Annotated in this window: 13 protein-coding genes; 11 read left to right on the forward strand and 2 right to left on the reverse strand. The window is 62.4% G+C overall.

The features are described from left to right. Window positions 1–33 precede the first annotated feature (33 nt). Entirely contained in the window at window positions 34–1,107 is a 1,074-nt protein-coding gene (locus tag ACZXDY_RS02850; protein WP_464344596.1) for a BMP family ABC transporter substrate-binding protein, read from the forward strand. Between the two features lie 133 nt (window positions 1,108–1,240). Here the strand turns inward: ACZXDY_RS02850 and ACZXDY_RS02855 are convergent, their stop codons facing one another. Next, entirely contained in the window at window positions 1,241–2,143 is a 903-nt protein-coding gene (locus tag ACZXDY_RS02855; protein ID WP_464344413.1) for a LysR family transcriptional regulator, read from the reverse strand. Between the two features lie 190 nt (window positions 2,144–2,333). Here ACZXDY_RS02855 and ACZXDY_RS02860 point away from each other — a divergent pair, with 190 nt between their 5' ends. The 5 genes from ACZXDY_RS02860 to ACZXDY_RS02880 are packed head-to-tail and all read left to right on the forward strand — an operon-like array spanning window position 2,334 to window position 6,372. Beyond that, window positions 2,334–3,161: a creatininase family protein gene (locus ACZXDY_RS02860; protein WP_464344414.1), complete on the forward strand. Its 828-nt coding sequence runs from the start codon at window positions 2,334–2,336 to the stop codon at window positions 3,159–3,161. Window positions 3,162–3,180: 19 nt separating this feature from the next. After that, a complete protein-coding gene (locus ACZXDY_RS02865; RefSeq protein WP_464344415.1) occupies window positions 3,181–3,600 on the forward strand; it encodes a cupin domain-containing protein in 420 nt (139 codons plus the stop codon). 3 nt (window positions 3,601–3,603) lie between these two features. Next, window positions 3,604–4,434, forward strand: coding sequence for a cysteine hydrolase family protein (locus ACZXDY_RS02870; RefSeq protein ID WP_464344416.1), 831 nt, complete (start codon window positions 3,604–3,606; stop codon window positions 4,432–4,434). After that, window positions 4,431–5,786 (forward strand): FAD-binding oxidoreductase, encoded by a 1,356-nt coding sequence (locus tag ACZXDY_RS02875; protein ID WP_464344417.1) that lies wholly within the window; start codon window positions 4,431–4,433, stop codon window positions 5,784–5,786. Before ACZXDY_RS02870 ends, ACZXDY_RS02875 begins: the two co-directional genes overlap by 4 nt. Before the next feature lies 1 nt (window position 5,787). After that, a complete protein-coding gene (locus ACZXDY_RS02880) occupies window positions 5,788–6,372 on the forward strand; it encodes an NAD(P)H-dependent oxidoreductase (protein ID WP_464344418.1) in 585 nt (194 codons plus the stop codon). On the opposite strand, the gene ACZXDY_RS02885 is transcribed toward ACZXDY_RS02880, so the two are convergent. Further along, window positions 6,369–6,767, reverse strand: coding sequence for a RidA family protein (locus ACZXDY_RS02885; RefSeq protein WP_464344419.1), 399 nt, complete (start codon window positions 6,765–6,767; stop codon window positions 6,369–6,371). The genes ACZXDY_RS02880 and ACZXDY_RS02885 overlap by 4 nt on opposite strands. Window positions 6,768–7,010: 243 nt before the next feature. Between ACZXDY_RS02885 and ACZXDY_RS02890 the strand changes: the two genes are divergently transcribed. The 5 genes from ACZXDY_RS02890 to ACZXDY_RS02910 are packed head-to-tail and all read left to right on the forward strand — an operon-like array spanning window position 7,011 to window position 12,063. After that, window positions 7,011–8,006, forward strand: coding sequence for an ABC transporter substrate-binding protein (locus ACZXDY_RS02890; RefSeq protein ID WP_464344420.1), 996 nt, complete (start codon window positions 7,011–7,013; stop codon window positions 8,004–8,006). A 55-nt stretch (window positions 8,007–8,061) separates the two neighbouring features. Beyond that, window positions 8,062–8,868 (forward strand): ABC transporter ATP-binding protein, encoded by an 807-nt coding sequence (locus tag ACZXDY_RS02895; RefSeq protein WP_245287189.1) that lies wholly within the window; start codon window positions 8,062–8,064, stop codon window positions 8,866–8,868. After that, entirely contained in the window at window positions 8,865–9,665 is an 801-nt protein-coding gene (locus tag ACZXDY_RS02900) for an ABC transporter permease (RefSeq protein WP_035688993.1), read from the forward strand. The genes ACZXDY_RS02895 and ACZXDY_RS02900 overlap by 4 nt, the downstream gene beginning before the upstream one ends. Further along, window positions 9,662–11,023, forward strand: coding sequence for an amidohydrolase family protein (locus tag ACZXDY_RS02905; protein WP_464344421.1), 1,362 nt, complete (start codon window positions 9,662–9,664; stop codon window positions 11,021–11,023). Before ACZXDY_RS02900 ends, ACZXDY_RS02905 begins: the two co-directional genes overlap by 4 nt. Before the next feature lie 14 nt (window positions 11,024–11,037). Further along, entirely contained in the window at window positions 11,038–12,063 is a 1,026-nt protein-coding gene (locus ACZXDY_RS02910; protein ID WP_464344422.1) for an aromatic ring-hydroxylating dioxygenase subunit alpha, read from the forward strand. The last annotated feature ends 87 nt before the right edge of the window (window positions 12,064–12,150 follow it).

Below are 12,150 nucleotides of genomic sequence, written 5' to 3' on the forward strand. Positions count from 1 at the left end.
ACATAGGTAGGCGTTATGCAACGAAGAACGTTTCTGAAAGTGTGGTCCATGTCGATCGCGGTGGGCTTGGGAGTGGCCGCACCGGCCGCGGCTCCTGCTGCCGAGCCGCTGAAGGTCGCTTTCGTCTATTTGGGACCGCGTAGCGACGGAGGCTGGACGCAGCAACACGATCTGGCCCGGCTGGCGCTTGAGAAGGCGATGGGTTCTGCGATCAAGACCACCTTCGTGGAAAACGTGCCGGAAACCGCGGATTCCGAACGCGTCTTCCGTCAACTCGCAGCCGACGGCTACAAGCTGATCTTTGCGACTTCGTTCGGCTACATGGAGCCGCTTCAGAAGGTCGCCAAGCTGTTTCCGGACGTCAAGTTCGAGCACGTCAACGGCTTCAAGACGGCGGCCAATATCACGGTCTACGAGCCGCGCTTCGAGGAAGGCTTCTACCTGATCGGCACGATCGCCGGGCTGATGACGAAGACGAACACGCTTGGCTTCATCGGTTCGTTCCCGATCCCGAGCGTCATGCGCAATATCAACGCGATGGCCCTTGGTGCTCAAGCCGTGAATCCGAAGATCAAGGTGAAGCCGATCTGGGTCAACACCTGGTATGATCCCGGCAAGGAGCGCCAGGCGGCAGACACGTTGATTGCGCAGGGTGCGGACAACGTTGCCCAGAACACGGACTCGCCGGCCTCGATCCAGGCGGCGCAGGAGAAGGGCACCTATGCGTTCAGCATCGATGCCGATATGTCGAGCTTCGGCAAGAAAGCCCAGCTCTCTGGTTCGACGGAGGACTGGAGCGGTTATTACATCGACGAGACCAAGAAGGTGCTCGATGGCACCTGGACCGGTAATCGGCGCATCCGTTGGGGACTCAAGGAAGGATTGGTGGTGATGGCTCCGCTCAATCCCGATATCCCGCCAGACGTCGTCAAGGTGTTTGAGGAAAAGAAGGCGGCGATCATCGCGGGCACGCTTAATCCATTTGCCGGACCGATCAAGGACAACACCGGCAAGGAGATGGTTCCAGCCGGCGGCAAGATGTCCGAGGCCACTTTCAGCTCGCTCAATTGGTACGTTGAAGGGGTCGAGGGTACCGTTCCAAAATAAGGCCTTAACCATCGGTCGGGCGAGAGGTCAGCGAACGAAGTGCGGGTGTCTCGCGGCGAGACCACCTGCACTTTGCGCTGTAGGGCGGCCGATAGGGCCAACTCGTCCTTGATGGGCCGGCATAGACCAGCTTTCATCCGCTCGCCTCGCGCATCATCGTCTTGAGCAATTCCGCCAGCACGCTTGCGATCGCGCTGCTTCCCCGTTCGTGACCGATCAGCATCAAGGTCTGGGACTCATGCGACAGTTCGCGGACCGGCAGGTAGACGAGCCGTCCCGCCCGCCGCTCAAACTCGATATCGAACGGCGTGAGAAAGGTAATCCCGTTGTCGACCATCGCGGAGTGCCTCATGATCTCGATGGCATTGGTCTCGATGATCGGCTGCAGATCCAGTGAGACGCGCGTAAACGCGGTGTTCAAGTAAGGCCTGATCGCGCTCGTGTCGTCGGCAACGACAAGTGGATAGTCGATGCAGTCGCTCAGCCGGATGCCGGTTCGCTTCGCAAGCGGATGGTTCGGCGCCATGACGGCACCGAGCTTGGCGCCGGCGCGCGCCAGGACCTTCAGATTGCCGTCCTTGGTAAAGTCGAACCCGATGCCGAGATCGGCTTCGCCGTTGGCGACAGCGAACTGAATCTCCTCGCCCGTGTTGAACAGCGTCAGGTTGAGCTTGACCCTTGGATTGGCGATCCGGAACGCCTTTACCGTTCCAGGGACCAGGTTCGACGCGAGCCCGCTCATCATCGCAAGGGTGATCTCGCCGCGCCGCAGCCCCTTGAGCTCCTCGATCTTGGTCTGTGCGCGCGTCAGTTCTTTCAGGGTCTGCCTGACATGGCCGATCAGAACTTCTCCAGCAGCGGTCAGGACCAGCTTCTTTGGGAGCCGTTGAAAAATTGGCGTGCCCAATTGGCTTTCCAGCGCCAGGATCTGGCGGCTGATGGCGGAAGCGGCGACGTTCAGATGGCTGGCGGCCTTTCGGATCGAGCCCGTCCGCGCAACCTCGTCGATATAGTTCAACAGCCGACCGTGAAGCATTTCCCTTCTACTCGGTTGTGCCTTCGGAGCAGATGATCTCGCGTTGCCCAAAAGGCAACGGACTTGCCGAATTAAAGCGCTTTCAAGTGATGGTGGAGCGTGCACAATCGCAAGCCTGAATAGCAGGCAAACGGCGCCGGACTCTTTTGCAGGCCTCCGGCGCAATCAGCCGTTGGAGCCGAATGAAAGAATGGAGCTGAAGTCGCATTGGTGGTGGGATCTGAGCACGAAGGATTTCGCCGAGCTCGACGCGGAGAGGGTGGTTGCGATCCTGCCCGTCGGCGCCGTCGAGCAGCATGGGCCGCATCTGCCCGTCAGGGTCGATGCCGCCATCAATGCGGGCATCGTGGCCCGAACCGTTGAACTGATGCCGCCGGATTTGATGGCACTGGTGTTGCCGATGATGCCGGTCGGCAAGTCCGACGAGCATCTGGCATTTCCGGGCACGCTGACATTGTCGCACGAAACACTCGGGCGCGTCTGGTACGAACTGGGCGAGTGCGTCCATCGCGCTGGCGCCCGCAAGATTCTGTTCGTGAATTCGCACGGCGGGCAGCCGCAGCTACTCGAGATCGTCTGCCGCGATCTGCGCGTCAAGCTCGGCATGTTCGCCGTCAGCGTGATGTGGCCGCGGCTGATCGATCTGGATGCGTTGTTTCCGCCCGAGGAAAATCGGCATGGCATTCATGGCGGTCAGAGCGAGACCAGTGTGATGCTGCATCTGCACCCCGAGCTCGTGGAGATGCATCACGCTGAGAACTTCGTCCCGCTGTCGGTCGAGATCGAACGCGAGTCACAAATGCTCGGTCCGGAAGCCGGCGCCAGGTTCGGCTGGCAGGCGCAGGATCTGCATCCAAAGGGCGCCTGCGGCGACGCCACCAAGGCGACTGCCGAGCTTGGCCGGCTCGCCGTCGAGCGCTCTGCCGCGCGGCTTATCAAGCTGATCGAGGAGATCAGCCGCTATCCATTGTCGCGCATCGCGACCCACACGGCGTTCGATGGATCGCGGCGCGGATGACGATAAGGAGCTCTAACATATGGCATTCAGTGCCGTAGACCTTGCGCAGGCGAAAGCTTTCCGGATTTCGCCGAAGGACACCAATTATTTCGTGATGCTGTTCGATCAGGAGACCGACCGGATCGACAACATTTTCGTCATCGAGATATTCAAGGTCGGTGGAGCGACGCCGCCGAACGAGCACAGCCGGGCGCACGAATTCTTCCACGTCCTGCACGGGGAGGGCGTCGCGTATTGCGACGGCAAGAGGCTGCCGATCAAGAAGGGCGACTCGCTGCTGCTGCATCCGGGCTCCGAGCACGTGATCGAGAACACCGGCGCCGGCAAGCTGTACACGCTCACGGTGATGACCCCGAACGAGGGCTTCGCCGAACTGATCCGTGGCGGCGAGCGCGTTGCGCTCGCGCCCGACGATATCTGCATTCTGCAGGGGCAATAGCCGATGAGTTCGGTGCCACGCCACACCGGCGAGGACGACGCGCTTTGGCCGCTCGGATCGAGCGCGCGCAATCGCTGGCGCGTGTCAGCGGCCCGCGCCGACCTGGTGCGCGATCCGATACCGCCAGAGCCGGTCACCCTGCAGGCAGACGGCAAGCTGATCACTATCGATCTCGCTCGCACGGCGATGATCGTGATCGATATGCAGAACGACTTCTGCCATCCGAACGGCTGGCTCGCACATGTTGGCGTGGATGTCGCGCCGGCACGGCGGCCGATCGCCCCGCTGCGCCGGCTGCTCCCACTGCTGCGCAAACATGATGTGCCGGTGATCTGGGTCAACTGGGGCAACCGGCCCGACCGGCTCAATCTCAGCCCCGCGCTTCTCCACGTCTATAACCCCGATGGTCGCAGCATCGGTCTCGGCGATCCCTTGCCCGGTTCGGCCGCAAAGGTGCTCGAGCGTGGGAGCTGGTCGGCCGCGATCGTCGACGAGCTCGAGGCCGATCCGTCCGACATCCAGGTTGCCAAGTATCGGATGTCAGGTTTCCAGGACACCGAGCTTGACAGCATCCTGCGCAATCTCGGCGTCACCACGCTGATGTTCGCCGGCGTCAACATCGATCAGTGCGTGTTGTGCACGCTGCAGGATGCCAATTTCCGCGGCTATGATTGCCTGCTGCTCGAGGATTGCGCCGCCACCACCTCACCGGACTATTGCCTCGCGGCGACCCTCTACAATGTGCGCCAATGCTTCGGCTTTGTCATGAGTTCGCAGACGATCGTCGCTCGGCTCGGCGAAGGCGGGCAGCAAGCAGCGAAGATCATGCCATGAACGAGCTTGCGTCCGATATCCTCGCACGGCTCCTCGACGATTTGGGCGACGTTCCTGTCGTTACCGATCCCAAGGTCGTGCGCCGGCGCTCGCGCGATTTCTTCTGGTACAGCCCGGTGCTGAACGAGCAGTTGAACGGCATGTCGGCCGATCTCGTCGCCTCGCCGCGGGACGAAGCCGACGTCATCCGCGTTGCCGCCGCCTGCGCGCGTCATCGCGTGCCGATCACAGTGCGCGCGGGTGGTACCGGCAATTACGGCCAGGCCGTGCCGCTGCGCGGCGGCGTGCTGCTGGACGTTCTGGCGCTCGACAGTACCAAATGGGTCAAGCCCGGCCTGATCCGGGTCGGTGTCGGCGCGAAGCTGAACACGATAGATGCCGAGCTGCAGCCCCGCGGCTGGGAGCTGCGCATGCACCCCTCCACCAAGCGCACGGCGACGATCGGCGGCTTCGTGGCGGGCGGATCGGGCGGCATCGGCTCGGTCGTTCATGGCGGCCTGCGCGAGCCCGGCAATATCCTCGCCGCGCGCGTGGTCACGGTCGAGGAAGAGCCGCGCATCATCGAGTTGCGTGGCGATGCGGCGCAGAAGATCAATCGTGCCTACGGCACCACCGGCATCATCACCGAACTCGAAATGCCGCTCGCGCCAGCCTGGCGATGGATCGATGTCGTGGTGGCGTTCGACGATTTCGTCGACGCCGCCGCGTTCGGCTACGAGGCCGCGCTGGCAGACGGGATCGTCAAGAAATTGCTGTCGCCGATCACCGCACCGCTGCCGTCCTATTTCGGTGCGCTGAAGCCTTACTGTCCCGACGGCAAGAGCATCCTGATCGCGATGATCGCAGAGCCCTCGCTCGAGAGTTTCAAGTCGCTGCTGGCCGGCCGCGGCACCATCACGCTGGAGACGCCGACCGACGAGAGCCCGGGCCAGGTGCCGCTCTACGAATACACCTGGAACCACACCACGCTGCAGGTCCTGAAGACCGACCGTTCGGTCACCTATCTACAGTGTCTCTATCCGCATGACCGGCTGATGGAGAAGGTGGCCGAGATGCGCAAGTTGTTTCCGGACGAGGTATTGCAGCACCTGGAGTTCATTCGATTCGGCGGCCGCGTCACCTGCAGCGGGCTGCCCGTCGTGCGCTATACCAATGCAGACAGGCTGAACGAGATCATCAGCCTGCACGAGGCGCATGGCGTCCATATCGCCAATCCGCATGTCTTCACTGTGGAGGACGGCAGCCGCTATAAGCGCGCCGATGCCGATCAGCTCGGCTTTAAGCACGAGGTCGATCCGTACGGCCTGCTCAACCCCGGCAAGATGCGCAGCTTCGTGCCGGAGCGGCCGTGAGATGCGGGTGCTCTATGTCTATTGCCATCCGCTGAGCGAAAGCTTTCACGCCGCGATCCGGAAAGAGGCGCTGGCCGGGCTGGCTGAGGCGGGCCACGCCGTCGACCTGCTCGACCTCTATGCTGAGGGCTTTGATCCGGTACTGACGGCCGAGCGTCGGCGCGACTATCACGACCCCGCGCGCAACCGCGCCAACAACGAGGCCTATGCCGCCCGCCTGATGACCGCGGACGCGCTGGTCGTGCAATTCCCCACCTGGTCCTTCGGGCCGCCGGCGATGCTGAAGGGCTGGTTCGACCGGATGTTCGGTCCCGGCATCGCGCTCGATCTGTCAGATCCGTCGCATGCCAAGCCGACGCTCATGCATCTCCGCCGTATCACGGGCATCTCGACCTATGGCCGCCCACGCTGGCAGGCGATCGGCATGGCCGACCCGCCGCGCCGGATCATCAAGCGCTACCTGCGCTGGTTCACCGGCTCGAAAGCGTCGGTGAGCTACTACGCGCTCTATCACATGAATGTCGCGACGGATGCACAGCGCGGCCGCTTCCTCGCCAAGATACGGCGTGAGATGGCGCGGTTTTAACCGCGCTCGGGCGCCGCGGCCATCGCCTCGATCTCGACGAAGAATTCCGGACGCGTGAAGCCGGACACGATCACCAGCGTTGAAGCCGGCGGGGTTCCCTGAAAGTGCCGGTCGCGTGAGCGCATATAGCCCTGCATATGCTCGCGGGCAGTCACGTAAGCATTGAGCCGAATGACATTTGCGAGCGTCATGCCGTCTTCGGCGAGGATGGCGGCGATAATGGCAAAGCACAGATCGGCCTGCTGCTCGCATTGCTCGGGGATCGTTTCATCGGCAGCGATGCCGAGCTGCCCCGAGGTCACGACGAGCCGGTGATTCGCCGGAACCGCGATGCCGTGGCTGTAGCGCGCAAAGGGCGCCCTGATCGAAGCTGGAGAAAGCGCACGCAACGTCACCCCCGATGACTGATTTGAAAACGCAAAACGTAACGCCGATCGCCCGCCACTTCCACTACACACACTGGAAAAATTCGGATCGCTGCTGTTGCTTCAAAGGCAACGGATTGCTCGAATAAAAATGCTTTCAGGCGACAAGGCGGCTGTGCATCCTTGGTGCTACTGGGGACGAATTGTCACGTTGCAATTCCGTTCCCGGATTGTGGGGCCGGGCGCAACGCCGGCCATAACGGGGAAGCCGCAATGGCCACGAAATTCCTGCCGCGAACGATCGCGGTGACCCTGGTCAGCGTCGGTGCGCTGCTCTGTTCGATAGTGTCGACGTTCGCTGCCGATAAGGTGACGTTCCTGACGAGCTGGTTCGCGCAGGCCGAACATGGCGGCTTCTATGAGGCAAAGGCGACTGGCCTGTACGAGAAGGCCGGCCTCGACGTGACCATCAAGATGGGTGGTCCGCAGGTCAACGGCTCGCAGCTCCTGCTCGCCGGCGAGACCGATTTCCTGATGGGCTACGACATCCAGGTGCTGAAGGGGCGGGAGCAGAACCTGCCGCTGGTGACCGTCGCCTCGTCCTTTCAATTCGACCTCCAGGGACTGATGACGCATGACGATGTCGCCAACATCGCGGCGCTCAAGGGCAGGCCGATCCTGATCGCAGGTTCCTCCCGCGTTACGTTCTGGCCCTGGCTCAAGGCCAAATACGGATTCACCGACGACCAGATCCGACCTTACACGTTCAACCTGCAGCCTTTCTTCGCCGACAAGAGCATGGCCCAGCAGGCCTATCCGTCCTCCGAGCCCTACCAGGCCGAGCAGCAGCACGAGAAGGTGAAGTTCTTCCTGCTCGCCGACGGCGGCTATCCGCCCTATGGTTCGACAATCGTCACCACCGAGAAGATGATCGCCGAGAAGCCCGACGTCGTGGCGCGCTTCGTCAAGGCCTCGCTCGAGGGCTGGCGCGACTATCTGAAGAATCCGGCGCCGGCCAATGCGCTGATCAAGGCCGACAACCCGAAGATGACTGACGGACAGATCGCGTTCGCGATCGAGAAGCTGAAGGAGAGCAAGGCGATCGACGGCGGTGACGCCGCAAAGCGCGGCATCGGCGTGATCACGGAGGATCGCTACAAGCAGATCTACGACTTCCTGGTCGCGGGTGGTCTGCTCGATCCGAAGGTGAACTGGCACAAGGCCTACGATGATCGCTTCGTCAAGGACCTGAAGATCGGAGTGCAATAGCGGGCCGATGAACGCTCTCTTGCCGGGCACCCCGCTTGATGAAGGCGGACAGCGGATGGTGACGGGCGGCGAACGTCCGCCGGCGGTCGAAGTGCTGTCGGCCGAGAAAGTGTTCTCGAACGGCACGCGCGGACTGGCGCCGATCAATCTGTCGATCGCCGACGGCGAGTTCCTGACACTGATCGGTCCGTCCGGCTGCGGCAAGAGCACGCTGCTGAAACTGATCGCGAACCTGATCGAGCCATCGGACGGCCGGCTGTTGTGGTGGCGTGGAGATTTCTCGCAGGTCGGGCAGGAGGGCAGGCGGTTCGCCTTTGTCTTTCAGGAGCCGACCTTGATGCCCTGGGCGCGGGTCGAGGCCAATGTTCGGCTTCCGCTGGAGCTGTCCAACATTGCCAAGACCAAGGCTGCGCCGCGGGTGGCCGAGGCACTCGAACAGGTGGGCCTATCCGCTTTCAGCAAGCATTTCCCGCGCCAGCTCTCCGGCGGCATGAAGATGCGGGTCTCGATCGCGCGTGCGCTGGTGACGAAGCCAAATCTGCTGCTGATGGATGAACCGTTCGGCGCACTGGACGAGTTCACGCGCAACAAGCTCGACGCCGACCTGATCCGCCTGTGGTGGGAAGGCAAGTTGACGACGGTGTTCGTCACCCACTCGATCTATGAAGCCGTGTTCCTGTCGACGCGTATCATCGTGATGGCGGCAAACCCAGGCCGCATCTTTCGCACCATGACCATCGACGAGCCGCAGCCGCGCGGCGAGGGCTTTCGCGACAGCCCGAAATTTGCGGCGTATTGTCGGGAGCTTTCGACCTGGCTCGCGGAGGCGTCGCTGCCTTCCGCATCGGCAGGTGTCTCATGAAGCCGTTGCTGCACTCGGAGGCCTTTGTCCGGATCGCCGCTCCGCTTGGTGTGGGGATCGCGTTGTTCGTATTGTGGGAGGTCGGTTTTCGGCTGGCCGCGGTGCCGGTCTATCTGTTTCCGAAGCCGAGCGACATCTTCACAAGCTTCGTCAACAATGGACCGTCGCTGTTCCGCGCATTGCTGGTCACGTTGCGCGTGACATTGCAGGCGTTTGCCGCGGCGGTCATCATCGGAACGCTGGTTGCGTTCATGTTCGTGCAAAGCCGCGCGATCGAGATCAGCCTCTTTCCCTATGCGGTGCTGCTGCAGGTGACACCGGTCGTCGCGATCGCGCCGCTCGTTATCATTCTCGTCAAGAACACGCAGCTCTCGCTGACGATCTGCGCCACGCTGGTGGCGCTGTTCCCGATCATCTCCAATACCACGCTCGGCCTGCGCAGCGTCGATCCAGGGCTCGCCAATTATTTCCGGATGAACCGCGCGAGCCGGCTCAAGACCCTGGTCAAGCTGCGAATCCCCGGGGCCTTGCCCTATTTCTTTGGCGGGCTGCGGATTTCCAGCGGGCTCGCCTTGATCGGTGCTGTGGTCGCCGAGTTCGTCGCCGGCACCGGCGGCCGCTCGTCGGGTCTCGCCTATGAGATCCTCGACGCCGGCTTCACGCTCGATATTCCCCGCATGTTCGCGGCGCTGTTCCTGATCACGCTGACCGGCGTCGTGCTGTTCGCCGCGATGGTGGTGCTCTCCAGGCTCGCTTTGTCGAACTGGCACGAAAGCGAAATAAGGACCGAGACATGACTGCGACGCTGATCGAGAACGCCGTCGGGATCTTCACCGGCCTGCCGGGTGCCGCCATGCGCGCGACGGGCGCCATCCGCATCCGCGACGGCGTCATTGCCGAGATCGGCGCGCTCGAGCCGCAGCCGGATGAGCAGCGGATCGACGCGCGCGGTTGCGTCATCTATCCGGGCCTGATCTCCACCCATCATCACATGTTCCAGAGCGTGATGAAGGGCGTCACCGCCGGCATCAACCTTCCGCTCGCGGGCTGGCTGCGCGCGGCGCCTTACAGGCTCTGGTCGAAGCTTGACGAGGAGGCGCTGGCGGTTGCCGCAAGAATTGCGCTGTCCGAACTGCTGCTGTCGGGAACGACGACGGCCGCCGATCACCACTATCTCTTCAGCGACACCTTCAGGTTCGATCCCGCCCATGTGATCTTCGAGGTTGCGCGCAGCCTGGGCATCCGCCTGGTGTTCTGCCGCGGCGGCGCCACCAAGGACCGTCACATGAACGCTGACGACTTTCCGCCGATGCCGGTGGAAACGCTCGACTCCATGCTGAAGTCGGTCGAGGCCTGCGCGCAGCGCTTCCATGATCCGTCGCCAAGAAGCCTGACACGTGTTGCGCTGGCGCCGACCACGCCGACCTGGTCGCTCGACCCCGGCGAGTTGAGGGAAGTGATCGCGGCAGCGCGGCGGATGAAGCTCAGGCTGCACAGTCATCTCTCCGAGACCGCTGACTATGTCGATTTCTGCCTCTCGGTCCACGGCAAGCGACCGGTGGAATGGCTCGCCGACCACGACTGGCTCGGGCCCGACATCTGGTTTGCGCATCTCGTCCATCTCGATCCGGGGGAGGTCGAGATACTCGCAAGCACGGGTACCGGCATGGCGCATTGCCCGCAATCCAACTGCCGCCTCGGCTCCGGTGTCGCGCCGGCCGATCACATGGCGCGACTCGGCGGCGCGGTGTCGCTCGGTGTCGACGGCGCGGCCTCCAACGAGGCGGCTGACATGATCAGCGAGATGCATAGCTGCTGGCACACCCATCGCGCCGTAAAGGGCGCGCATGCGGTGACAGCCGAAGACGTCGTGCACTGGGCAACGGCCGGCGGTGCCCGCGTTCTCGGTTTCCCCGAGATCGGCACGCTTGCGCCTGGACAGCAGGCCGACATCGCGATCTTCGACCTGAACCAGCCGCGGCACTTCGGCATGCACGATCCGCTGATCGCGCCGGTCACATGCGCCGGCAGCGTGCATTTGCGCTACCTTTTGGTCGGCGGTCGCATCGTGGTCGAGGACGGCGCTATTCCGGGCCTCGATATAGCAAAACTCAGATCCGATGCCCTCCGCGTGGTCGAGCGGATGGCGGCCTGACAGCGGAGGAAATCGTGCTTAGCACCAAACAACCGGTACTTCGCCGCTTCTGGTATGCGACCGTGCCGCTCGAGCATCTGAAGGATGGTCCAAGACCATTCACCCTGCTCGGTGAACCGATCGTGCTGTTCCTCGATGCAGAGGGACAGCCGGCGGCGCTCGAAGACCGCTGCTGTCATCGCACCGCGAAGCTGTCGAAGGGCTGGTGCAACAACGGCAACATCGTCTGCGGCTATCATGGTTGGGAGTATGATCGTGATGGCAAGCTCGTGATGATCCCGCAATTTCCGTTCGAGCAGCCCGTGCCCGACGCCAAGGCGCGGTCATTCCGGGCCCAGGCCAAATACGGCTATGTCTGGGTCGCGCTCGACGAACCATTGCGCGACATCCCGGAAATTCCCGAGGAGACCCGGCCGGGCTATCGCCGTATCCATCAATTCTACGAAAAATGGAACACAGCCGCGCTCAGGTTAATGGAAAACTCGTTCGATAACGCCCATTTCGCCTTCGTGCATAAGGGTACTTTCGGCGACATCAATCAGCCGAAGCCGGAGAAATACGAGATCGTCGAGACCGACGACGGTTTCGACGCCGAGACCATCATCACCGTCCGCAATCCGCCGAATGCCTATCGGATCAGCGGCACGACCGATCCGAGCACGAAGCGGCACCAGCGCAACAAATGGTTCATGCCGTTCTGTCGGCGGCTCGACATGGAGTATCCATCAGGCATCCGGCATATCATCTTTAATTGCGCGACGCCGATCTCCGACGGCCAAATACAGGTCATTCAGATCCTCTTCCGTAACGATACCGAGAGCGACTGCTCAACCCAGGAATTGATCGACTGGGACGCCGCGATCATCGCCGAGGACCGCGACATGCTCGAATCGACCGACCCCGACGCTATCGTGGACATGAGCCGGAAGATCGAGATGCACATGCCGTCAGACCGGCCGGGCATGATCATGCGCAAGCGACTACTTGAACTCCTCCGCGCGCATGATGAGGAGGAGCAGCCCAAGACCCAACTGTCTTAGAGCAAGACTCGGAAGACACGGGTATTTACCGCTGTCCGTGCATGACATAAGTGCCGGGCTCCCCATCGCTACGACGGGCTTAGACTA

It is taken from the genome of Bradyrhizobium sp. LeoB3, from assembly GCF_055456055.1.

What these genes read in the sequence shown, in the direction of transcription:
- ACZXDY_RS02860 (WP_464344414.1), top strand. Translation starts at nt 2,334, where the DNA reads ATGGAGCTGAAGTCGCATTGGTGGTGGGATCTGAGCACGAAGGATTTC.
- ACZXDY_RS02865 (WP_464344415.1), top strand. Translation starts at nt 3,181, where the DNA reads ATGGCATTCAGTGCCGTAGACCTTGCGCAGGCGAAAGCTTTCCGGATT.
- ACZXDY_RS02880 (WP_464344418.1), top strand. Translation starts at nt 5,788, where the DNA reads ATGCGGGTGCTCTATGTCTATTGCCATCCGCTGAGCGAAAGCTTTCAC.
- ACZXDY_RS02895 (WP_245287189.1), top strand. Translation starts at nt 8,062, where the DNA reads ATGGTGACGGGCGGCGAACGTCCGCCGGCGGTCGAAGTGCTGTCGGCC.
- ACZXDY_RS02875 (WP_464344417.1), top strand. Translation starts at nt 4,431, where the DNA reads ATGAACGAGCTTGCGTCCGATATCCTCGCACGGCTCCTCGACGATTTG.
- ACZXDY_RS02905 (WP_464344421.1), top strand. Translation starts at nt 9,662, where the DNA reads ATGACTGCGACGCTGATCGAGAACGCCGTCGGGATCTTCACCGGCCTG.
- ACZXDY_RS02890 (WP_464344420.1), top strand. Translation starts at nt 7,011, where the DNA reads ATGGCCACGAAATTCCTGCCGCGAACGATCGCGGTGACCCTGGTCAGC.
- ACZXDY_RS02870 (WP_464344416.1), top strand. Translation starts at nt 3,604, where the DNA reads ATGAGTTCGGTGCCACGCCACACCGGCGAGGACGACGCGCTTTGGCCG.
- ACZXDY_RS02855 (WP_464344413.1), bottom strand. Translation starts at nt 2,143, where the DNA reads ATGCTTCACGGTCGGCTGTTGAACTATATCGACGAGGTTGCGCGGACG.
- ACZXDY_RS02900 (WP_035688993.1), top strand. Translation starts at nt 8,865, where the DNA reads ATGAAGCCGTTGCTGCACTCGGAGGCCTTTGTCCGGATCGCCGCTCCG.